Consider the following 23,329-nt stretch of genomic DNA (forward strand, 5'->3'; position numbering starts at 1 on the left):
TCATTCCCTCTCCGGCCGGGGAGGGAATTAAATCTGAATTAAAAGAGAGTGGTATGGCTGAATACAAGCCGGCTATTAAGGCACCAAGCAAAAACGGTGACATCATCTTTGGCGCGCTGGTTAAACTGGCAGCGCTGATCGTGTTATTAATGCTGGGCGGTATTATCGTCTCGCTGTTTATTGCTTCTTTACCGAGCATTGAAAAGTTCGGTTTATCCTTCCTCTGGAATAAAACCTGGGACGCCCCGAACGAGCAGTTCGGCGCACTGGTGCCGATTTACGGTACCGTCGTAACCTCGATTATCGCCTTGCTGATTGCTGTACCGGTCAGCTTTGGTATCGCGTTATTCCTCACCGAACTGGCACCGAACTGGCTGAAACGTCCGCTGGGCATCGCCATTGAGCTGCTGGCGGCTATTCCCAGCATTGTTTACGGCATGTGGGGTTTATTTGTTTTTGCACCGCTGTTTGCCCAATACTTCCAGACGCCGGTCGGTGACGTACTGTCCGGCATCCCGATTGTTGGCGCCCTGTTCGCCGGCCCCGGATTTGGTATCGGTATTCTGGCTGCGGGTGTGATCCTCGCCATCATGATCATCCCTTACATCGCCTCGGTAATGCGCGACGTGTTCGAGCAAACGCCGGTGATGATGAAAGAGTCCGCTTATGGCATCGGTTGTACGACGTGGGAAGTGATCTGGCGCATCGTGTTGCCGTTCACTAAAAACGGCGTGATTGGCGGTGTGATGTTAGGGCTGGGACGCGCGTTGGGTGAAACCATGGCCGTGACCTTTATTATCGGCAACACCTACCAGCTCGACAGCGTCTCGCTGTACATGCCGGGCAACAGTATTACCTCAGCGCTGGCTAACGAATTCGCCGAAGCTGAAGCCGGTCTGCACACCGCCGCGCTGATGGAACTGGGCCTGATTCTGTTCGTGATTACTTTTATCGTTCTGGCGCTGTCGAAAGTGATGATCCTGCGTCTGGCTAAGAAAGAGGGCCGTTAAGATGACGACACTCGAAATGCAAAGCACCCCTGAACTGCTGGAGTCGCGCCGTAAACGTCAGGCATGGCGTCGCCAGAAAAATCGTCTGGCGCTGCTGGTTTCAATGATGACCATGGCGTTCGGTTTGTTCTGGCTGGTGTGGATCCTGTTTACCACCGTGGTGAAAGGCGTCGACGGAATGTCACTGGCGCTGTTCACCGAGAATACTCCGCCACCGAATACGGCGGGCGGCGGTCTGGCGAACGCCATCGCGGGCAGCGGATTACTGATTTTGTGGGCGACCGTGATCGGTACGCCACTGGGCGTGATGGCGGGGATTTATCTGGCTGAATATGGCCGCAAATCCTGGCTGGCGGAGTTCATTCGTTTCATCAATGACATTCTGCTTTCCGCGCCTTCTATCGTCGTCGGCCTGTTTGTGTACACCATTATGGTAGCAAAAATGGGGCACTTCTCCGGCTGGGCGGGCGTTCTGGCGCTGGCGCTGCTGCAGATCCCTATCGTTATCCGTACCACTGAAAACATGCTCAAACTGGTGCCGGACAGCCTGCGCGAAGCGGCTTACGCACTGGGTACGCCAAAGTGGAAGATGATCTCTGCCATCACGCTGAAAGCGTCGGTGTCCGGCATCATCACCGGTATCCTGCTGGCAATTGCCCGTATCGCCGGTGAAACCGCGCCTCTGCTGTTCACGTCACTCTCCAACCAGTTCTGGAGCACCGACATGATGCAGCCGATTGCCAACCTGCCGGTGACTATCTTCAAGTTTGCGATGAGCCCGTTTGGTGAGTGGCAACAACTGGCGTGGGCGGGCGTGCTGCTGATTACTCTGTGCGTGCTGCTGCTGAACATTCTGGCGCGTGTGATTTTCGCGCAGAAGAAACAATAATTCATGATTGAGGGTAGCCGATAACGGCTGCCGTCACTGTTTTCCCGGCGTCGCGATGCGGCGCACGAATAAGAGAGATGTCTGAGAATGACTGACGCATCCAACAGCAAGATTCAGGTACGCGATCTGAACTTTTATTACGGCAAATTCCACGCGCTGAAAAATATCTCCCTGGATATTGCCAAGAACGAAGTGACCGCCTTTATCGGTCCGTCCGGCTGTGGGAAATCCACGCTGCTGCGCACGTTTAACAAAATGTATCAGCTGTATCCTGAGCAACATGCAGAAGGCGAAATCCTGCTCGATGGCGAAAATATTCTGGTCGATAAACAAGATATCGCCCTGCTGCGCGCCAAAGTCGGCATGGTGTTCCAGAAGCCAACGCCATTCCCGATGTCGATTTACGACAACATCGCGTTTGGTGTGCGTCTGTTTGAGAAGCTTTCCCGTACCGATATGGACGAGCGCGTGCAGTGGGCGCTGACCAAAGCGGCGCTGTGGAATGAGTCCAAAGACAAACTGCATCAGAGCGGCTACAGCCTCTCCGGCGGCCAGCAACAGCGTCTGTGTATCGCGCGCGGTATCGCGATCCGCCCTGACGTGCTGCTGCTCGACGAACCTTGCTCGGCGCTGGACCCGATTTCCACCGGCCGTATTGAAGAGCTGATCACTGAACTGAAATCCGATTACACGGTAGTGATTGTGACGCACAACATGCAGCAGGCTGCGCGTTGTTCAGACCGCACTGCGTTTATGTATCTGGGCGAACTGATCGAATACAGCGACACCGATTCGCTGTTCACTTCGCCAGCGCGTAAACAGACTGAAGATTACATTACTGGCCGCTACGGTTGAGGTAAGAAAAATGGATAACCTGAACTTAAACAAACATATTTCCGGCCAGTTCAACGCAGAGCTTGAGCACATCCGCACCCAGGTGCTGGCGATGGGCGGTCTGGTTGAACAGCAACTGACGGATGCTATTACCGCGATGCACAATCAGGACGCGGAGCTGGCGCAGCAGGTCATCAAAGGCGATGACAAAGTGAACATGATGGAAGTGGCGATCGACGAAGCCTGCGTGCGCATTATTGCCAAGCGCCAGCCGACTGCCAGCGACCTGCGTTTAGTCATGGCTATTATCAAAACCATTTCCGAGCTGGAACGTATCGGCGACGTGGCGGATAAAATCTGCCGTACCGCGCTGGAGAAATTCTCGCATCTGCATCAGCCATTGCTGGTCAGCCTGGAATCACTGGGCCGCCACACCGTGCAGATGCTGCATGACGTACTGGATGCGTTCGCGCGCATGGATCTGGACGAAGCGGTACGTATTTACCGCGAAGACAAGAAAGTGGATCAGGAATATGAAGGCATCGTGCGCCAGCTGATGACCTACATGATGGAAGATCCGCGCACCATTCCAAGCGTCCTGACCGCGCTGTTCTGTGCCCGTTCTATCGAACGTATTGGCGACCGTTGTCAGAACATTTGTGAGTTCATCTTCTACTTTGTGAAAGGTCAGGATTTCCGTCACGTTGGCGGCGATGCATTAGATAAGCTGCTGACAGACAGCAAAGAAGCTAAAAAAGACTGATCGGTCAGCGAAATCCTGAAAACAAAAAAGGCCTCATACGAGGCCTTTTTGCTGTCCGATCAGCGGTTATTTCATCACATATCGCAGCGCCACCATCACCGCCAGCTGGCGATAATGCGCGACCTGCAGATCCACTTCGTCAGGATTTTCAAACAATGCGCCGAAAGTGTACTGGTTAGCCACCTGATGCACACATAGGCTGCTGATTAGCCGGTGAACGTCACGCGCCTGCGCGTCGTCCTTAAACAGGTGGCTCTGTTTGCCACGCTCGAGAATATCTTCCAGCACCGTTAAGGCCGATTTGTTGATCTCACGGATGCTGGTGGACTGGCGGATGAAGCGCCCGCGCAGCATGTTTTCGGTCGAAACAATACGGATAAATTCCGGATGCGAGACGTGGAAATCAAAACTGGCTTCTACCAGCTTGACGATCGCTTCGGCGGGCGGAAACGCCGATAAATCCAGATCCAGCTCGTGCTGGCGGATCCCACGATAAACGTGTTCCAGCACCAGTAAATACAGCGCTTCCTTGGTCTTATAGTGGTAGACCACCATGCGTTTTGTGGTGTTGGCGTTGGAGGCGATATTTTCCATCCGCGCGCCCATCAGGCCAGACTCGGCGAATTCGGCCAGCGCGCTGTCAAAAATACGCTGTTTCAGGCCTATCGGATCATTTTTACGTCCCGGCGCCGGGGAACTTTGGCTGCTCAGCGTCTTACCCTCATCATTAACCACATTCACGCCCCAGAGATTAACCATTGATTCGCTCAGTTACAATCCGCCGGGCGACAATCCGTGCATTCACACCCGCCCGTGGCACTTGACGAACCGGGGATCAGGGTCCACTACTGTAAGAACCGAAACCTGAAAAAAAGGATGCTATTTTGCCAGTAACTTCACGATTACGCTCCATTGCGACGGTTTCTGTGCCCGGAACCTTGCCTGAAAAACTTAAGGCCATCGCCGCGGCGGGATTTGATGGCGTGGAAATCTTCGAAGATGACTTGTTGAAAAATCCGGTTAAACCGGTCGCTATCCGTAATCTGGCTGACTCCCTGGGATTGCAGATTTTCCTGCTGCAGCCTTTTCGCGATTTCGAAGGTGTTGCGCCGGAAAAACGCCCGGAGAAGCTCGCCAGCGCGCGACGTCAGTTTGATCTGATGAGCGAACTGGGTTGCGATCACCTGCTGGTATGCAGCAATACCGATGCCGACAGCTCAGCCGAACGTGACGTTCAGATTGCCGATCTCGCTGCGCTGGCAGAAATGGCGCAGCCGTACGACATCCGCATCGGTTATGAAGCGCTGGCGTGGGGGAAACACGTTAACCGCTATCTGCAGGCATGGGATCGCGTACGCGAAGTGAATCATCCGGCACTGGGCATTGTGCTCGACAGTTTTCATGTTCTTGCTGTCGGTGACAATCTCGACCGGCTGGACGAAGTGCCGCTGGATAAAATCAGCTTCCTGCAACTGGCCGACGCGCCCTATAAAGACATGAACGTCCAGCAATGGAGCCGCAGTTACCGTTGTTATCCCGGACAGGGTGATTTACCGCTGGTGGATTTTGTCAGTACGCTGAATCAAAAAGGCTTCAGCGGCCCGTGGTCGCTGGAAATCTTCAATGATAAAACCCTGCCGCTCGCCGATGGCTTGCGCTCGCTGGTCGAGCTGGAAAAACGGATGCTTGCGCATGACCTCGCGGTGCTTAAAGACTGATTTATCGCCAGCGTGGACTGACCGCTACAGCGGTCAGTCTTCCTGCCCCCATCCAGTGCTGGCGCTTTCCGGCTAAAATCCTTAGGATACCCCCCGATTGTTTTTCCCCCATTTTGGAACTCACACATGAGCACACCACACAGCAACGCGACCGGTGGAAAAGGGCTGGCTGAGCGTTTGTTTAAACTGACGCAGCACGGCACCACGGTTCGCACTGAAACTATCGCGGGTTTAACCACCTTTCTGACTATGGTCTACATCGTTTTCGTGAACCCGCAAATCCTGGGCGTGGCGGGCATGGATAAGCAGGCCGTCTTTGTGACCACCTGCCTGATCGCCGCGTTCGGCAGCATCCTGATGGGTGTGATTGCTAACCTGCCGGTAGCGCTGGCACCGGCGATGGGGCTAAACGCGTTCTTTGCATTTGTCGTCGTGGGCGCGATGGGCGTGTCGTGGCAAGTCGGGATGGGGGCGATTTTCTGGGGCGCTGTCGGTTTGTTGCTGCTGACCATCTTCCGCATCCGCTACTGGATGATAGCCAATATTCCCATCAGCCTGCGCGTGGGGATCACCGCCGGTATCGGGCTGTTCATCGGCATGATGGGGCTGAAAAACGCCGGGATCATCGTGCCGAACCCGGACACTATCGTGACCATCGGCAATCTGACCTCGCACAACGTACTGCTTGGCGTGCTGGGCTTCTTCATTATTGCCGTGCTGGCGTCGCGTAATTTCCACGCCTCGGTGCTGGTGTCTATCGTCGTTACGACGCTGATTGGTCTGGCGATTGGCGATGTGCATTACACAGGTTTCTGGTCGATGCCGCCGAGCATCACCACCGTAGTTGGTCAGGTGGATCTGAAAGGCGCACTAAACATTGGTCTGGCAGGCGTAATTTTCTCCTTTATGCTGGTTAACCTGTTTGACTCCTCCGGTACGCTGATTGGCGTGACCGACAAAGCCGGGCTGGCCGATGCGCAGGGTAAATTCCCGCAGATGAAGCAGGCGCTGTATGTCGACAGTGTGGCCTCTGTGGCGGGCGCATTCATCGGGACATCATCAGTGGGTGCTTACATCGAAAGCACCTCAGGCGTCTCTGTGGGTGGCCGTACCGGCCTGACGGCCGTGGTCACCGGTTTGCTGTTCCTGCTGGTTATCTTTATTTCACCGCTGGCAGGCATGGTTCCGGAATACGCCGCTGCGGGCGCGCTGATTTATGTCGGCGTTCTGATGACCTCAAGTCTGGCGCGCGTATCGTGGGATGACCTGACCGAAGCCGTTCCGGCGTTTGTGACAGCCGTAATGATGCCGTTCAGTTTCTCCATTACCGAAGGTATTGCGCTGGGCTTTATCTCTTACGTCGTGATGAAACTGGGCACCGGCCGCTGGAGAGAAATCAGCCCGTGCGTGGTGGTCGTGGCGTTGCTGTTCGTGCTGAAAATCGCGTTTGTTGACGGGCATTAATTCGTAAGAACACCGTCTTCGACATTAAGAAGCCCGCTCACTTTTAAACAGTGAGCGGGCTTTTTGCATTGGGTAATGCGGGAATTATTTACTGACGCGATGGGTGTAATCAGCAAAGGCGGTGAGCTGGCCTTTAAGGAAATCCAGCGTGCCCTGGTCGATCACTTCGCCGGTCTGTTCATCGACTTTACTTTGGATCACGCCGCCCATGAACTCCGGTTTGTTCATCACCATCGCATCGAGGAAGACCAGAATCTGACGCAAATGATACTGGCAGCGAGCACCGCCAACCGGCCCCATTGAACTGGTCTGGATCAGTACCGGTTTACCGGCCAGCGGCTGGTTTGGCAGACGGGAAATCCAGTCGATAGCATTTTTCAGGCCACCCGGTACCGAGTAGTTATATTCTGGCGTCACGATGATCACACCATCGGCCTGACGAATTTGTTCCGCAATGGCCTCGATATCTGCCGGGAAACCCTCTTCCTGCTGAACGTCGGCGTCGTATAGCGGCACTGAGCCGATAGAGGGTAGCGCCTCAATGGTGACGCCGGCCGGCGCGACTTTTGGCAGCGAGCGCGCCACCATTGCGTTGTAAGACCCCTTACGAAGACTCCCTAACAGTGTGACAAACTTCAGTGGCTGAGCTGACATGGCTTTCTCCTGCTTTGGTTAACGTAGGGTTCTACCATAAACGAAAAGCCGCACCACGATATACAACGTTAATGAAAACATTGGTGAAGTTTTATTTAGCTGGCGGCAGGCTGATAAATTTCATGTAGTGCGGCGATTCAGTTTGCTGATCCACTGACAGGGTTTGCGTGCGGGTAAACCCGTTTTCCGGTTCATAGCGCCAGCACTGCAAACGGATAATCGACGGTGACTGCGCGCAGGCCCAGGTAATCGATCCTTCAATGTCGCTCATCACCTGCGCTTCCGGTGTGACGGTGGAGCGTAAACGCCCGGAGGCCGGATTTAAGCTGAGTGTCAGCGGATTTTGATCGTTGATGCCAGACATCTTCAGCATGCTCTGGCGGATGCACCACAATTGCAGCGAGGACTCGATCGGATCGGATTGCATGGCAATCCAGGTTTTTTCGACGGCGGACAACTGCACCTGCTGCTGAGGATTCACCAGTGCGCTGCGGGCGTGAATAATTTCGAGATCCAGCCCGACTTTGCCTTCGCTACTGATCAACACCCCGACCGTGCTGCCGGCATAGGCCAGGCTGAAATCCGGCAAATCGGGAGATTCAAAGCTTGGACGACCGCTGGGTAAGGTGATGACGTTTGGCAACTCGGGAATGCCGTACAAATAGAAAATCATTTCTGCCAGCAGAACGCGACCGTTCAGAAAGCGCCGGCACTGTTTTTCGGAAAGGTTTCTTGCGGATAATACGATGTCTCTGGGCACCCGGTGTGTATCAGGTTCTGCGTCCGTTACTGCCCATCTTGCAAAATGGCACGCCATTGTTCACTCCATGATTAATGGTTCGACCATATTTTCTCAACATGCGATAAGAATAACATTAAGAGAAATCATTAAAAACCGCTTAAAACCCGCGATACACCACAGTTTTTTTACGTTTCAGAAAGTTTTTCATAACGCTTTAGTGAACGCTATCACGTTGTTAGCTTCATAGTGAGAAAGAATCTCATGCGCACGATGTTCTGGTTTTTCACGCCGATGATCGGACCACCAGATATATCTACTATAGCAACATAAAGAAACATCAGAAAATGCCGTTAGTAGTTAAGCAGCGATCTCGCTGCTTTGCCGGTGAGTACCCTAATATGTTAAAAACAACACAGTCTCGCTTTATCGCATTGATCAGCTTGTTTTTTATTGTGCTGGTCATCGTTACGCTCATTGTTATCCAGGTCTTTATCGCCCCCCAACTGAAACAAACAGAAAGTGATCTGGTTGCTAATCAGGTAGATGATGTGGCGGTCGCCATCAACGATCGTCTGAATAAAGTAGAGTCACAGGTGCGTACCATCACGCAAACCGTGGCACAGATGGACAGCGACAGCATTGATCGCCTGCTGCCTGCGCTGGTTGATCAGTATGGTGACGCCGCAGTCTTTGGCGGGGGTATCTGGCCGCTGCCAAACCAGCGCGATCCCGCAAAAATCAAATTCAGCACCTTCTTTGCTCGTAATAATAATAATGAGCTGACGGTCAACACCTTCTGGAACAGCGCGGAATCGCCAAATTACTTCGAACAATCCTGGTATATGGCGGCGTCAAAAGGTGAAAAAGGGCAATGCGTCTGGGCTCCGGCCTATTTCGACGATGCCAGCACCCAGCCGCGAACCAACTGCGCGATGCCGATTTACAAAGGCGACAAACAGTGGGGTGTAGCCACCATCGATGTCACGCTGGGCTTCTTTAACCAGCTGGTGACGGGGATGGAGAAAAAGGTCAATGCGACGATTTACATCGTTGAGAAAGACGGCACGATTGTCGGCACCAGCCACACCAGCGATGAAAAGCTGCCAAAACTGGCGTCACTGGGAGAACAATCCCAGCTTGCGGCGCAAATCCGCAAAAGCCTCGATCAGATCGAGGGGCAGTCGAATCTGGTAGCAGATTATGACAACGATGGCACGTCCCACACGATGTTTATGAGCAACATTCAGGGGCCGTGGTACATCGTCACGGATATGCCGACCAGCCAGTTGCTGACGCGCACGCACAGCATTCTTGCCAGTCTTGGGATGGTGCAAATCCCGATGGTCTTGCTGTTGTTAATCGTACTGATCGTCGCTATCAAAATTTTCATGCGCCAGCTGTCTGCGCTGCATAAAAACATCAGTCAGCTCTCTGCCGGGGGCGCGGATCTTACCCGTCGTTTACCGGACAGTCGCAGCCCTGAGTTCAATGCTATTAACCAGAGTTTCAACAGCTTCCTGACTTTCCTGCAATCTATCTTGCGCCAGGTCGGTGACAGCAGTATGGCCATTACCTCGGCATCGCGGCAAATCGCCAGCGGAAATCTCGATCTCTCCGCGAGAACCGAAGAACAGGCCAGCTCGATTGTGCAAACGGCCGCCTCGATGGAAGAACTCACCAGCACGGTGAAACAAAATGCCGCAAATGCCGAAGGAGCAAACCAACTGGCTCGCGATGCGTCTGCCGTTGCTGAGAAAGGGGCTGACGTAGTGAAACAAGTGGTAGTGACCATGGGCTCTATCACCCGTTCATCACACAAGATTGTTGATATCATCAGCGTGATCGACGGTATCGCTTTCCAGACTAATATTCTGGCGCTTAATGCCGCGGTGGAAGCCGCGCGCGCCGGGGAACAGGGGCGCGGTTTTGCGGTGGTAGCGTCGGAAGTACGCAGTCTGGCACAACGTTCGGCCACGTCTGCCCGGGAAATTAAAAAACTCATCGAAGACTCGGTGGCGGATATTGCCACCGGCAGCCAACTGGTGGCCACGGCGGGTACGACGATGGATGAAGTGATGGGCGGCGTGAATAACGTGGCGACGTTGATGAACGAAATCATGTCCTCCAGTCAGGAACAAAGTCTCGGCATTGAGCAGGTTAATATAGCGATCACCCAGCTGGATAACGCCACGCAGCAAAATGCCGCGCTGGTGGAACAGGTGTCTGCCGCCGCTCAGGCGATGCAGGATCAAACCGTTCAGCTGGAAACCGTGGTCGCGGGTTTCAAGCTCTGAACAAGATAGAACGTTAACGTGCAGACCGGACGAGTTTATAAAGTGCGGTCAGGGCATTGAGTGAAAGATAATAAAAAACCCACATTTTGCGATGTGGGTTTTTCCGTTCAGGCGGCTAAATCACTTACCAATACAGAAACTCGAGAAGATCCTTCCCAGCAAATCATCGGATGTGAATTCGCCGGTGATTTCACTGAGCGACTGCTGCGCAAGACGCAACTCTTCTGCCAGCAATTCACCGGCCCACGCGCCTAACAGCTGGTCTTTACCCTGAACCAGATGCTGTGCGGCGTCTTCCAGCGCATGCAGGTGACGGCGTCGGGCGAGGAATCCGCCTTCCATGTTGTGATTGAAACCCATGACCTGTTTAAGATGATCACGCAGCAAATCGACACCGTCACCGGTGCGTGCGGAAAGGCGAATAAGTGAGTGACCATTCACTTCAGTCTGGCCTAACGCTTCGCCGGTAATGTCGGCTTTGTTGCGCACTACGACGATAGGCAATGTAGCGGGCAGGCGCGCCATAAACTCTGGCCAGATGTCAGCAGGCTCTGTCGCGGCAGTTGTCGTGCCATCCACCATGAACAGCACTAAGTCAGCCTGTTCAATCTCATTCCATGCACGTTCGATACCAATGCGCTCAACTTCGTCACTGGCTTCGCGCAAACCGGCGGTATCGATAATATGCAAAGGCATGCCATCAAGATGAATATGTTCACGCAGCACGTCGCGGGTGGTACCGGCGATATCGGTGACGATTGCCGCCTCGCGCCCCGCTAAGGCGTTCAGCAGGCTGGATTTTCCGGCGTTAGGACGTCCGGCAATCACCACTTTCATCCCTTCACGCAGCAGGCTGCCCTGACGCGCTTCGGCACGTACCGCGTCAAGATCACCCATCACGGTGTTGAGTTTGGCTTCGATTTTACCGTCAGACAGAAAGTCGATTTCCTCATCCGGGAAGTCAATCGCCGCTTCCACAAAGATTCGCAGGTGAGTGAGTGCTTCCACCAGATGATGGATTCGCTGAGAAAACGCGCCCTGCAAGGAGTTGACCGCCGAACGGGCCGCCTGCTCGGAGCTGGCATCAATGAGATCGGCGATCGCTTCGGCCTGTGCCAGATCGAGCTTATCGTTGAGGAAGGCACGTTCAGAGAATTCACCGGGACGCGCGATACGTACGTTTTCCAGCGCGATAATGCGACGGAGCAGTAAATCGAGGATCACCGGGCCGCCGTGGCCCTGTAGCTCCAGCACGTCTTCGCCGGTAAAGGAATTCGGGCCGGGGAACCACAGCGCGATGCCCTGATCCAGCGTACTGCCGTCCGCATCCTGAAACGGCAGATAATCGGCATAGCGGGGTTTGGGCAGCTTACCTAAGACAGCCAGTGCCACATCCCGCGCCGCACGGCCTGAAATGCGCAAAATGCCAACGCCGCCGCGACCGGGAGGTGTTGCCTGGGCAATAATGGTATCTGAGGTGCTCATAGCGTTTATCTCTTTTGGTCTTTTACTGATGTGCAAAAGGCGGTCAAATGACCGCCTTTGTCTTTTTATCATCAAGTTTAGCTGTCAGGACGGAAGCCGCCCTGACAATCACTTATGACTTTTTCTTGTCGCGGCTGTGCAGGCCACGTTTTTCCAGCCCGCGATAAATCAGCTGCTGCTGGAGGATGGTCACCAGGTTACTGACGATGTAGTACACCACCAGACCAGACGGGAACCACAGGAAGAACACGGTGAAGATGACCGGCATGAAGGTCATGATCTTCTGCTGCATCGGGTCGGTCACGGTCGTCGGCGACATCTTCTGAATGAAGAACATCGTGATACCCATCAGAACCGGCAGAATGTAGTACGGGTCTTGCGCTGACAGGTCATGGATCCACAGGATGAACGGCGCATGACGCAGTTCAATGGAGCCAGACAGCATGTAATACAGTGCCAGGAAGATTGGCATCTGAATGACCAGCGGCAGACAGCCACCCAACGGGTTCACTTTCTCAGACTTGTACAGCGCCATCATTTCCTGACTCATGCGCTGTTTGTCATCACCGATACGTTCACGCATGGCCGCCAGTTTCGGCTGCAACATACGCATTTTCGCCATCGAGGTGTACTGCGCGCGGGTCAGTGGATACATGATACCGCGGACAATAAAGGTGATAACGATGATCGAGAAGCCCCAGTTACCGACAAAACCGTGAATGAATTTCAACAGTTTGAACAGTGGCTGAGAGATGAACCATAACCAACCGTAATCCACTGTCAGGTCAAGGTGAGGCGCGATAGCGGCCATCTTGTCCTGAATTTCAGGGCCAACCCACAGGGTGGAAGCAACTTGCTGCTGTGCGCCCGGTGCTACGGTAAACGGTGTGCCTTTAAAGCCAATCGTTGAAATACCGTTGTTGGTCGTGGTGAAGAAAGTGTTGGTGTCTTTCGCAGAGGGGATCCAAGCAGTTGCAAAGTACTGCTGCAACATCGCAACCCAACCGCCCTGAGTGGTGACATTCAGCGCTTCGCTCTTATCGAACGCATACTTCTGATATTTGTCATCGCTGGAGGAATATGCCGCGCCGCGGAACGTGTGCAGAGCAAAGTTATTGCTACCGGTATCACGGTGCTTAGGCAAATCGGTGGTTTGTTTCAGTTGGCCAAACATAGTCAGTTCAAGCGGGGCTGGCGAGGTGTTGTTGATATTGTATTCAACGTTCACTGCGTAAGAGCCACGTTTGATCACGAAGGTTTTGGTGTAAACCGCACCGTTCTGAGCCGTATAGGTCATCGGGATGCGCAGCTCAGACTGGCCTTCAGCTAATGTGAAAGAATCCGAGCTTGCCTGGAACAGAGGACGTTCGCCGTTAGCCGGATTGTCTGGACCGTTTTTGCCTGTCAGACCGCTTTGCGCCTGATAGACGAAATTAGGAGTGGTTTCCAGTAACTGGAAAGGCTGGTTAGAACCCAGAGTCGTTGGGTAAGCAGTCAGCAGAGCCTGCTCAATGTCGCCACCACGGGTGTTGATAGTTAATGACAGAACATCACTGTTAACTGTAATTAATTTACCCTGACCGCTGTCAGGAACAGCCTGGTTAGCAGCATCACCGTTTGCAGTGTTCGCAGTCTGTTGCGTGGTCTGGTTGGCCGGTTGCGGAGCGTGGTCCGTTTGCCATGCCTGCCAGATCATGAAAGACACGAACAGCAGAGCGATGAGGAAAAGATTGCGTTGCGAATCCATCGTTAGAGTTCTCTGTTATTGTCGGTTTTCGGCGGTACGGGGTCATCACCACCTGGGTTCAAAGGATGGCATTTTAATACGCGTTTCAAAGTCAACCAACTGCCTTTTAACACGCCAAAACGACCAATTGCTTCAATACCGTATTGAGAGCAGGTTGGTCGAAAGCGGCAATGCGGCCCGAGCAAGGGACTGATGAACAACTGATAACCACGTATCAGTTTAATCAGGATGCGGGTGCCTGTCGGCAATGTCGACGCCATAATTTCTCCAACGCTTCCGTCAGCGCGCGATTATCTAAATCGGCGACACCCTTTTTGGCTACCACTACAAAATCCATCGCCGGCAGCGCGTGCTGATTCAGTCGGAAACTTTCGCGGGTAAGGCGTTTGATCCGATTGCGTTCATGAGCGCGTTTGACGTGTTTTTTTGCGACGGTAAGACCGATGCGGGGATGCCCCAGCTCGTTCAGGCGGCCGAGTATCGTAATTTGCGGCGTGCCAGCCCGTTGTGGCTGCTGGAAGACGAAAGTGAAATGACGGGGAGTTAACAAACGTAACTCCCTGGGAAAAGCGAGCTTAACCACTAATTCGATTAGCTTTATTACTTGGAAGCAGCTGACAGACGAGTACGGCCTTTCGCACGACGGCGGGCCAGAACCAGACGACCATTTTTGGTTGCCATACGAGCACGGAAACCGTGGGTGCGGTTGCGCTTCAATACGGACGGTTGGAAAGTGCGTTTCATAGCGATTTCTACCTAAACTTAAATTATTACTGATCAGTAAACGCGAAGACATTTCGGCGAAAATACGACCGATGCCCTTGTCGCAACATATAAAGAAGCGGGATTGTAATAACTGTACAGTCCTGAGTCAATTTACATTGCCAGAAAGGGTCCAAATGTTTACCAGAATGGCCCGTGGTCACACCGCAAATCCATCTGGTTATGACCATCAGGAACACAGGCTTGACACATAGGGCTGAGAATTATACGGACTCTGAGGCAAATCGCAAGGATCCTCGTCTGATCCTTATCCACAGGCCTGAGATCTTGTGTACGATCTGCTGAAAAATGCCTCAGCGGAGTCCTATTTTTTCACCAGAGTGATGATTACATCGCCTAATTTTAAAAGGATCGGCTAAGCTTACCCACTTGCCGACTGCTGCCTGTGGATAAAAAGGATCTAAACTGTCAGGAAGGGGAGGATCTCTGTGCCGGATTGCGTTATGATCCGCCATTCCGATCGCGATCCCTGCCGGGATGCCGTCGACAAAAACCGCAAAAAGCGGTTCGCACGTGACTTTATGCCGCTGACAGGGTGGCGAAAGAAATTTCCCCCATTCACCGGGCGGGACGTGTGTCAAAAATCATGATTTAAAAAATATCCTGATCCTTTTCTTTTTTGATCTTGTTCGAGTGGAGTCCGCCGTGTCACTTTCGCTTTGGCAGCAATGTCTTGCCCGTTTGCAGGATGAACTACCTGCCACAGAATTCAGTATGTGGATACGCCCCCTACAGGCGGAACTCAACGACAATACGCTGGCGCTTTACGCCCCGAATCGTTTCGTCCTGGATTGGGTTCGTGACAAATATCTAAATAATATTAATGGTTTGCTCAATGATTTCTGCGGTGCAAACGCGCCGTTGCTGCGCTTTGAAGTAGGCAGCAAACCATTAATTCAGCGCGTCAGTCAGCCTGTTGCGGCCAGCGTCAGTTCGCAGTCAGCACCGGCGATCCCACGCCTCGCTCCTTCTCGTCCAAGCTGGGACAGCTCGCCGGTACAACCTGAGCTGTCTTACCGTTCTAACGTGAATCCGAAACACACATTCGATAACTTCGTTGAAGGTAAGTCTAACCAACTGGCCCGCGCGGCGGCGCGTCAGGTGGCAGATAATCCGGGCGGCGCGTACAACCCGCTTTTCCTTTATGGCGGCACCGGTCTGGGTAAAACCCACTTATTGCATGCCGTCGGCAACGGCATCATGGCGCGTAAAGCCAATGCGAAAGTGGTGTACATGCATTCCGAGCGTTTTGTTCAGGACATGGTCAAAGCGTTGCAAAACAATGCCATCGAAGAGTTCAAACGCTACTATCGCTCCGTCGATGCGTTGCTTATCGATGACATTCAATTCTTTGCGAATAAAGAACGTTCACAGGAAGAGTTCTTCCACACCTTCAATGCGTTGCTGGAAGGTAATCAGCAGATCATTCTGACGTCGGATCGTTATCCGAAAGAGATCAATGGTGTTGAAGATCGTCTGAAATCCCGTTTCGGCTGGGGCCTGACGGTGGCGATCGAGCCGCCTGAATTAGAAACCCGCGTGGCGATCCTGATGAAAAAGGCCGACGAGAACGATATCCGTCTGCCGGGCGAAGTGGCTTTCTTTATTGCTAAACGTCTGCGTTCCAATGTGCGTGAGCTTGAAGGCGCACTGAACCGCGTGATTGCCAACGCCAACTTTACCGGGCGCGCGATCACCATCGACTTCGTTCGTGAAGCGCTGCGAGATTTGCTCGCGCTTCAGGAGAAGCTGGTCACTATCGATAATATTCAGAAAACAGTGGCCGAATATTATAAAATCAAGGTCGCTGACCTGCTTTCCAAACGGCGTTCCCGTTCGGTAGCCCGCCCACGCCAGATGGCGATGGCGCTGGCGAAAGAGCTGACCAACCACAGCCTGCCAGAAATCGGCGATGCGTTCGGTGGTCGGGACCATACCACGGTGTTGCACGCCTGCCGTAAAATCGAGCAGTTGCGTGAAGAAAGTCACGACATCAAAGAAGATTTCTCCAACTTAATCAGAACATTATCTTCCTAGCGCTATGAAATTTATTGTTGAACGTGAGCATTTGCTGAAACCACTGCAACAGGTCAGTAGCCCGCTGGGTGGACGACCGACGTTGCCTATTCTGGGTAACCTGTTATTACAGGTGACGGATGGCGCGTTGTCGCTGACCGGGACGGATTTGGAAATGGAGATGGTGGCCAAAGTCGCGCTATCTCAGCCCCATGAAGCGGGTGCCACCACGGTACCGGCGCGTAAATTCTTTGATATCTGCCGTGGATTGCCTGAAGGCGCGGAAATTTCCGTCGCTCTCGACGGTGATCGCATGCTGGTACGCTCAGGCCGCAGCCGTTTCTCGCTGTCGACCCTGCCGGCAACAGATTTCCCTAATCTCGACGACTGGCAAAGCGAGGTGGAATTCACCCTGCCGCAGGCCACGTTGAAACGTCTGATCGAAGCCACGCAGTTCTCAATGGCACATCAGGATGTTCGTTATTATTTAAACGGCATGCTGTTCGAAACCGAAGGTGAAGAACTGCGTACTGTCGCAACCGACGGCCATCGCCTGGCGGTGTGCTCCATGCCCATCGGTCAGTCACTGCCGTCGCATTCGGTGATCGTGCCTCGTAAAGGTGTGATGGAGCTGGTGCGTCTGCTCGACGGCGGCGACACGACATTGCAGTTGCAAATTGGCAGCAACAATATCCGTGCTCATGTCGGCGACTTTATCTTTACGTCTAAACTCGTTGATGGCCGTTTCCCTGACTATCGCCGCGTATTGCCGAAAAATCCCGACAAAACGCTGCAGGCCGGGTGTGATTTGCTGAAACAGGCGTTTGCCCGTGCAGCGATCCTGTCCAATGAAAAATTCCGCGGCGTGCGTTTGTATGTCAGCCATAACCAGCTGAAAATCACCGCCAATAACCCGGAACAGGAAGAAGCGGAAGAGATTCTGGACGTCGGCTACGAAGGTACCGAAATGGAAATCGGCTTCAACGTCAGTTACGTACTGGATGTGCTTAATGCCCTCAAGTGCGAAGACGTGAATCTGCTGCTGACCGACTCTGTGTCCAGCGTGCAGATCGAAGATGCCGCCAGCCAGTCTGCGGCCTATGTCGTTATGCCGATGAGGCTTTGATCTGAATTAATGGCCTTAACGCGCTTACTGATAAAAGATTTCCGCAACATTGAGGCGGCGGATTTAGATCCCTCGCCCGGTTTTAACTTTCTCGTCGGTCCCAACGGCAGCGGTAAAACGAGCGTGCTCGAGGCGGTGTATACGCTCGGGCACGGCCGCGCTTTTCGCAGTTTGCAGGCAGGGCGCGTAATCCGTCACGACCAACCGGAGTTCGTTCTTCACGCCCGCGTGGATGATGGCGGCGATCGTGAAGTGTCGATCGGCCTGAGCAAAAGCCGTCAGGGCGACAGTAAAGTGCGCATCGACGGCAGTGACGGCCACAAAGTGTCCGAACTGGCGCAGATGTTGCCGATGCAACTTATCACGCCCGAAGGCTTTACCCTGCTCAATGGCGGGCCGAAGTACCGGCGGGCGTTTATCGACTGGGGTTGTTTCCATCACGACCCCGGTTTTTTTATCGCCTGGAGCAACCTGAGACGGTTACTCAAGCAGCGCAACGCCGCGCTGCGTCAGGTGAGTCGTTATGCGCAAATTCGTGCCTGGGATCAGGAATTGATCCCGTTAGCCGAGCGTATTAGCGAATGGCGGGCAGCGTACAGCGAAGCGATCGCGGCTGATATCAGCGCGACCTGCGCGCAATTCCTGCCCGAATTCGACCTCAGTTTTTCTTTCCAGCGTGGATGGGACAAGGAAACTGAGTACGGCGAGTTGCTGGAGCGTAACTTTGAACGCGACAGAGCCTTAACCTATACCGCATCAGGTCCGCATAAAGCGGATTTCCGCATTCGTGCCGACGGCACGCCGGTGGAGGATTTGCTGTCTCGAGGGCAGCTGAAATTGCTGATGTGCGCGCTCCGGTTAGCGCAGGGTGAGTTTCTTACCCGACAGAGCGGGCGGCGTTGCCTGTATCTTCTTGACGATTTTGCCTCCGAGCTGGACGCCGACCGACGTCGGTTGCTGGCCGATCGCCTGAAAGCCACCCAGGCACAGGTTTTTGTCAGTGCGATAAGCGCTGAACAAGTGACCGATATGATGGGTGAAAAGGGCAAGATGTTCCGCGTGGAACAAGGTAAAATAGCCGTTCTATCACAGGACTAAAAATGAGCGAGAAACGTTGATGTCGAATTCTTATGACTCCTCAAGTATCAAGGTATTAAAAGGGCTGGACGCGGTGCGTAAGCGCCCCGGCATGTATATCGGCGATACCGATGACGGCACTGGTCTGCACCACATGGTATTCGAGGTTGTGGACAACGCTATCGACGAAGCCCTCGCGGGCCACTGTAAAGAGATTCAGGTCACGATCCATGCGGATAACTCTGTTTCCGTACAGGATGATGGTCGTGGTATTCCTACCGGCATTCACGAAGAAGAGGGCGTTTCTGCTGCTCAGGTCATCATGACCGTACTTCACGCCGGCGGTAAATTTGACGATAACTCGTACAAAGTCTCCGGCGGTCTGCATGGCGTGGGTGTTTCCGTCGTTAACGCCCTGTCGGAAAAACTTGAACTGGTTATCCGCCGTGAAGGCAAAGTGCACACCCAGACTTACGTCCACGGTGAGCCGCAGGATCCGCTGAAAGTGGTCGGTGATACCGAAGCAACCGGCACGACCGTGCGCTTCTGGCCAAGCTATGCCACTTTTACCAATCAAACGGAATTCGAGTATGACATTCTGGCGAAACGCCTGCGTGAACTGTCATTCCTCAACTCCGGTGTGGCGATCCGCCTGCTCGACAAACGTGACGGCAAGAACGATCACTTCCATTATGAAGGCGGTATCAAAGCTTTCGTGGAATACCTGAACAAAAACAAAACACCAATCCACCCAACCGTGTTCTATTTCTCCACCGTGAAAGACGATATCGGTGTGGAAGTGGCGTTGCAGTGGAATGACGGTTTCCAGGAAAACATTTACTGCTTTACCAACAATATCCCTCAGCGCGACGGCGGCACCCATCTGGTCGGCTTCCGTTCTGCGATGACCCGTACGCTGAACGCGTATATGGATAAAGAAGGCTACAGCAAGAAATCGAAAATCAGCGCCACCGGTGATGATGCCCGTGAAGGCCTGATCGCCGTGGTTTCGGTAAAAGTGCCGGATCCTAAGTTCTCTTCTCAGACCAAAGACAAACTGGTTTCTTCCGAAGTGAAGACCGCCGTTGAGTCTCTGATGAACGAGAAGCTGGTTGATTATCTGATGGAAAACCCGGGCGACGCGAAAATCGTTGTCGGCAAAATCATCGATGCAGCCCGTGCGCGTGAAGCCGCGCGTAAAGCACGCGAAATGACCCGTCGTAAAGGCGCGCTCGATCTGGCCGGTCTGCCAGGCAAACTGGCTGACTGTCAGGAACGCGACCCGGCACATTCCGAACTGTACTTAGTGGAAGGGGACTCAGCGGGCGGCTCAGCAAAACAAGGCCGTAACCGTAAGAACCAGGCGATTCTGCCGTTGAAAGGTAAAATCCTCAACGTTGAGAAAGCGCGCTTCGACAAAATGCTCTCTTCTCAGGAAGTGGCGACGCTGATCACCGCACTCGGTTGCGGTATTGGCCGTGACGAATACAACCCGGATAAACTGCGCTATCACAGCATCATCATCATGACCGATGCCGACGTCGATGGTTCGCACATCCGTACCCTGTTACTGACATTCTTCTACCGTCAGATGCCTGAAATTGTTGAGCGTGGCCACGTGTTTATCGCGCAGCCACCGCTGTACAAAGTGAAGAAAGGCAAACAGGAACAGTACATTAAAGATGATGAAGCAATGGATCAGTATCAGATCTCCATTGCGATGGACGGGGCAACGTTACACGCCAACGCCCATGCTCCGGCACTGGCGGGTGAACCGCTGGAGAAACTGGTCGCTGAACATCACAGCGTGCAGAAAATGATTGGTCGTATGGAACGTCGTTATCCGCGTGCGCTGCTGAACAATCTGGTCTATCAGCCAACGCTGGCGGGTGTTGAACTGGCCGATGAAGCGAAAGTGAAAGAATGGATCGAAACGCTGGTGTCTCGTCTGAACGAGAAAGAGCAGCACGGCAGCAGCTACAGTGCGATCGTGCGCGAAAATCTTGAACACCAGTTGTTCGAGCCAATCCTGCGCATTCGTACTCACGGTGTGGATACCGACTACGATCTCGATGCAGACTTCATTCAGGGCGGCGAATACCGCAAAATCTGTACGCTGGGTGAAAAACTGCGCGGCCTGATCGAAGAAGATGCTTACATCGAACGTGGTGAACGCCGTCAGCCAGTGACCAGCTTCGAGCAGGCGCTGGAATGGCTGGTGAAAGAGTCGCGTCGCGGCCTGTCGATTCAGCGTTATAAAGGTCTGGGTGAAATGAACCCAGAGCAACTGTGGGAAACCACGATGGATCCTACCCAACGCCGCATGCTGCGCGTGACGGTGAAAGATGCTATCGCGGCAGACCAGTTGTTCACTACGCTGATGGGCGATGCGGTTGAACCGCGCCGCGCCTTCATCGAAGAGAACGCCCTGAAAGCCGCCAATATCGATATCTGATTGAACGCTGGCTGAATGGCAGAACAGAGTCCGAAACGGGAAACCGCTTCGGACTTTTTTTTCGTCTGACGCGACCCGCATTCTGTCTGGCTTTACAGGTTGTGATCGCGTTAGCATTGAGAAAGATTATTCCAACTCTGAGGATGCTATGGCTATTGAATTGATTGCAATTGATATGGACGGGACGTTGCTCAATCCGCAGCACGAAGTCACGCCTGCCGTGAAAAAAGCGTTATCCGACGCACGTGCAAAAGGCGTACAGATCGTTCTGGCGACCGGGCGTCCTTTTATCGGCGTACAACGTTATTTACAGGAACTGGATTTGCAGCAGGACGGATGTTACTGCATTACTAACAATGGGGCGCTGGTTCATAACGCGAAAGATGGCAGCGTGATCGCCGAAATAGCTCTGACGATTGATGATTATCACTACTTCGAACAACTTTCCCGTCAGCTCGGCGTACATTTCCATGCGCTGACCAAAACCGATCTGTTCACCGCGAACCGCCACGTCAGCAGCTATACCGTTCATGAGTCCTTCACCACCGGTATTCCATTGCAGTTCTGCCCGGCAGAAGAGATGGATCCGACGCTGACTTTCCCGAAAGTGATGATGATTGACGATCCGCAACTGCTGGATCGCGCCATCAGCCAGCTGCCGGAAGAAGCCAAAGCGCGTTACACCATCATGAAAAGCTCGCCGTATTTCCTCGAAATCCTCGATAAGCGCGTGAATAAAGGCGAAGGCGTGAAAGTACTGGTGGAAAAACTGGGTCTCGCACGCGAAAGCGTGATGACGCTGGGTGATCAGGAAAATGATATCGCGATGCTGGAATATGCCGGGCTCGGCGTGGCGATGGGCAATGCGCTCGACAGCGTGAAAGCCGTCAGCCAGTTCGTCACCAAAACCAATACCGAAGACGGTGTGGCGTTTGCGGTGGAGAAGTTTGTCCTGAACGTCTGAGATTGCTGAAAAGGAGCCCGCCGCGGCCATGGAAAAACTATTAACCTCTGATGCCCGCGGGCATCAGCTGACCAACATTAACGTCTGGACGCCGGACAGCCAGTGGCTGGTGTATGACGTGCGTCCGCACGGCGGCTCTTTTACCGGTTCAACCATTGAGCGGGTGAGTATCGACAGCGGTGAAACGCAAGTGATATACCGCGCTCCTGAAGGCGCACACGTCGGTGTGGCCACCGTCAGCCCGGTTCTGCCGGTACGTTACACCTTTATTCATGGCCCGGAAAACCCGGATGCCAGCTGGGAATATGATTTCCATCACCGCCGCGGTGTCATCGTCTCAGATCCATCTCGCAATGAAGCCGTCACGCTCGATGCGATGGACATCACCCCACCTTTCACACCGGGTGCGTTGCGCGGCGGTACGCACGTTCACGTCTTCAGCCCTGACGGTTCACGTCTCAGCTTCACCTATAACGACCACGTTTTGCATGAGTTGGATCCGGCTCTCGATCTGCGCAACGTCGGCGTCGCGCTGTCCGGATATCCGGTGGCTCCGGCAAAACATCATCCGCGTGAATATGATGGCAGCCATTTCTGCGTGCTGGTCAGCGAAACTACCGCGACACCTGCGCCTGGCAGTGACGATATCAACCGCGCTTATGAGGAAGGCTGGATTGGCACCGAAGGGTATCTGAAACCTGACGGCAGCCATCAGCGTTGGGCGCTGGCGTTTATCGGCGATACGTTGTCAGCAAACGGCGAAAAACACCCTGAAATCTTCGTGGTGGATTTGCCATACATCGATGAAAATTATCTGCGTGCAGGCGAAAAACTGTTGCAGGGTACACCGGAAACGCTGCCAGCACCGCCTGCGGGCGTGAAGCAGCGACGCATCACATTCACCGAAAAAGGCATCGCGACGCAGCCGCGCCACTGGCTGCGCACGTCGCCAGACGGCACACAGATTGCGTTTCTGATGAAAGACAAGCAGGACGTGGTACAGGTGTGGACGGTCTCACCGAATGGCGGCGAGCCGCTGCAAATCAGCCATACGGCAACGGGCATTCAGTCTGCTTTCAGCTGGAGCCCTGACGGTAAATCGCTGGCGCTAGTGTGCGACAACAGCGTGATGCGCCTTGATGTGGCAACGGGTGAGATGACCCGGCTGACGGACAGAACCGAAATTGCGCCCTGCGCCGATGCGGTAGTGTATGCGCCGGATGGCAGTAAAGTGGCGTTTATGCGCCAGTGCGGTGAGTTTGCTCAGATTGCGATGACATCAAGCTGCTAGCGCGGCTTAAAAAAACA

At 53.6% G+C, this 23,329-nt stretch carries 20 protein-coding genes and 1 pseudogene; 13 read left to right on the top strand and 8 right to left on the bottom strand.

Going from position 1 to position 23,329, the window contains the following annotated elements; all coding sequences use genetic code 11:
• Positions 1-53 precede the first annotated feature (53 nt).
• From pstC to phoU, 4 genes are all read left to right on the top strand, one after another.
• The gene (gene pstC / locus ACMHLI_RS13620) at positions 54-1,010 is read left to right on the top strand and encodes a phosphate ABC transporter permease PstC (protein ID WP_112165402.1); all 957 of its coding nucleotides are present in this window, start codon (positions 54-56) and stop codon (positions 1,008-1,010) included.
• Between the two features lies 1 nt (position 1,011).
• On the top strand, positions 1,012-1,899 hold the full coding sequence (pstA, locus tag ACMHLI_RS13625) for a phosphate ABC transporter permease PstA (RefSeq protein ID WP_112165400.1): 888 nt from the start codon (positions 1,012-1,014) through the stop codon (positions 1,897-1,899).
• A gap of 87 nt (positions 1,900-1,986) precedes the next feature.
• Positions 1,987-2,754: a phosphate ABC transporter ATP-binding protein PstB gene (pstB, locus tag ACMHLI_RS13630; protein ID WP_013577692.1), complete on the top strand. Its 768-nt coding sequence runs from the start codon at positions 1,987-1,989 to the stop codon at positions 2,752-2,754.
• 10 nt (positions 2,755-2,764) lie between these two features.
• Complete coding sequence (gene phoU / locus ACMHLI_RS13635) at positions 2,765-3,496, top strand: phosphate signaling complex protein PhoU (protein ID WP_413529933.1); 732 nt, start codon at positions 2,765-2,767, stop codon at positions 3,494-3,496.
• 66 nt (positions 3,497-3,562) lie between these two features.
• Here phoU and ACMHLI_RS13640 read toward each other — a convergent pair whose 3' ends face one another.
• On the bottom strand, positions 3,563-4,255 hold the full coding sequence (locus tag ACMHLI_RS13640) for a TetR family transcriptional regulator (RefSeq protein ID WP_413529934.1): 693 nt from the start codon (positions 4,253-4,255) through the stop codon (positions 3,563-3,565).
• Positions 4,256-4,380: 125 nt separating this feature from the next.
• Between ACMHLI_RS13640 and ACMHLI_RS13645 the strand changes: the two are divergent.
• Both ACMHLI_RS13645 and ACMHLI_RS13650 read left to right on the top strand, forming a co-directional pair.
• Positions 4,381-5,187, top strand: a pseudogene (locus ACMHLI_RS13645) (sugar phosphate isomerase/epimerase family protein); the annotation flags it as partial.
• Positions 5,188-5,340: 153 nt separating this feature from the next.
• Positions 5,341-6,678 carry an NCS2 family permease gene (locus ACMHLI_RS13650; RefSeq protein ID WP_413529935.1) on the top strand — a complete coding sequence of 446 codons (1,338 nt, stop codon included), beginning with the start codon at positions 5,341-5,343 and terminating at the stop codon, positions 6,676-6,678.
• A gap of 84 nt (positions 6,679-6,762) precedes the next feature.
• On the opposite strand, the gene ACMHLI_RS13655 is transcribed toward ACMHLI_RS13650, so the two are convergent.
• Together ACMHLI_RS13655 and ACMHLI_RS13660 are read right to left on the bottom strand one after the other, a co-directional pair.
• Entirely contained in the window at positions 6,763-7,332 is a 570-nt protein-coding gene (locus ACMHLI_RS13655) for an NADPH-dependent FMN reductase (RefSeq protein ID WP_413529936.1), read from the bottom strand.
• Positions 7,333-7,423: 91 nt separating this feature from the next.
• Positions 7,424-8,005, bottom strand: a complete 582-nt coding sequence (locus ACMHLI_RS13660) for a 4'-phosphopantetheinyl transferase family protein (RefSeq protein WP_413529937.1) — start codon at positions 8,003-8,005, stop codon at positions 7,424-7,426.
• Between the two features lie 467 nt (positions 8,006-8,472).
• Here ACMHLI_RS13660 and ACMHLI_RS13665 point away from each other — a divergent pair, with 467 nt between their 5' ends.
• Entirely contained in the window at positions 8,473-10,368 is a 1,896-nt protein-coding gene (locus ACMHLI_RS13665; RefSeq protein WP_413529938.1) for a methyl-accepting chemotaxis protein, read from the top strand.
• 120 nt (positions 10,369-10,488) lie between these two features.
• On the opposite strand, the gene mnmE is transcribed toward ACMHLI_RS13665, so the two are convergent.
• The 5 genes from mnmE to rpmH form a co-directional block, all read right to left on the bottom strand.
• On the bottom strand, positions 10,489-11,853 hold the full coding sequence (gene mnmE, locus ACMHLI_RS13670) for a tRNA uridine-5-carboxymethylaminomethyl(34) synthesis GTPase MnmE (RefSeq protein WP_213051689.1): 1,365 nt from the start codon (positions 11,851-11,853) through the stop codon (positions 10,489-10,491).
• A 112-nt stretch (positions 11,854-11,965) separates the two neighbouring features.
• Positions 11,966-13,600, bottom strand: a complete 1,635-nt coding sequence (gene yidC / locus ACMHLI_RS13675; protein ID WP_413529939.1) for a membrane protein insertase YidC — start codon at positions 13,598-13,600, stop codon at positions 11,966-11,968.
• Positions 13,601-13,602: 2 nt separating this feature from the next.
• Positions 13,603-13,860, bottom strand: a complete 258-nt coding sequence (yidD, locus tag ACMHLI_RS13680; protein WP_072158102.1) for a membrane protein insertion efficiency factor YidD — start codon at positions 13,858-13,860, stop codon at positions 13,603-13,605.
• Positions 13,824-14,183, bottom strand: coding sequence for a ribonuclease P protein component (gene rnpA / locus ACMHLI_RS13685; protein WP_072158101.1), 360 nt, complete (start codon positions 14,181-14,183; stop codon positions 13,824-13,826). The genes yidD and rnpA overlap by 37 nt, the downstream gene beginning before the upstream one ends.
• 17 nt (positions 14,184-14,200) lie before the next feature.
• Positions 14,201-14,344, bottom strand: coding sequence for a 50S ribosomal protein L34 (gene rpmH, locus ACMHLI_RS13690; protein WP_072158100.1), 144 nt, complete (start codon positions 14,342-14,344; stop codon positions 14,201-14,203).
• 684 nt (positions 14,345-15,028) lie between these two features.
• On the opposite strand from rpmH, the gene dnaA reads away from it, so the two are divergent.
• From dnaA to ACMHLI_RS13720, 6 genes are all read left to right on the top strand, one after another.
• On the top strand, positions 15,029-16,420 hold the full coding sequence (dnaA, locus tag ACMHLI_RS13695) for a chromosomal replication initiator protein DnaA (protein WP_112165378.1): 1,392 nt from the start codon (positions 15,029-15,031) through the stop codon (positions 16,418-16,420).
• A 4-nt stretch (positions 16,421-16,424) separates the two neighbouring features.
• On the top strand, positions 16,425-17,525 hold the full coding sequence (gene dnaN / locus ACMHLI_RS13700; RefSeq protein WP_195825566.1) for a DNA polymerase III subunit beta: 1,101 nt from the start codon (positions 16,425-16,427) through the stop codon (positions 17,523-17,525).
• A 9-nt stretch (positions 17,526-17,534) separates the two neighbouring features.
• A complete protein-coding gene (gene recF / locus ACMHLI_RS13705; protein ID WP_112165374.1) occupies positions 17,535-18,623 on the top strand; it encodes a DNA replication/repair protein RecF in 1,089 nt (362 codons plus the stop codon).
• Positions 18,624-18,642: 19 nt separating this feature from the next.
• The gene (gyrB, locus tag ACMHLI_RS13710; RefSeq protein ID WP_413529940.1) at positions 18,643-21,057 is read left to right on the top strand and encodes a DNA topoisomerase (ATP-hydrolyzing) subunit B; all 2,415 of its coding nucleotides are present in this window, start codon (positions 18,643-18,645) and stop codon (positions 21,055-21,057) included.
• Between the two features lie 148 nt (positions 21,058-21,205).
• Complete coding sequence (yidA, locus tag ACMHLI_RS13715) at positions 21,206-22,021, top strand: sugar-phosphatase (RefSeq protein ID WP_413529941.1); 816 nt, start codon at positions 21,206-21,208, stop codon at positions 22,019-22,021.
• Positions 22,022-22,049: 28 nt separating this feature from the next.
• Positions 22,050-23,312, top strand: a complete 1,263-nt coding sequence (locus tag ACMHLI_RS13720; protein WP_413529942.1) for a DUF3748 domain-containing protein — start codon at positions 22,050-22,052, stop codon at positions 23,310-23,312.
• The last annotated feature ends 17 nt before the right edge of the window (positions 23,313-23,329 follow it).

This window comes from Rahnella inusitata (assembly GCF_965118895.1).
In the GTDB taxonomy this organism is placed as follows: Bacteria; Pseudomonadota; Gammaproteobacteria; order Enterobacterales; family Enterobacteriaceae; genus Rahnella; species Rahnella inusitata_A.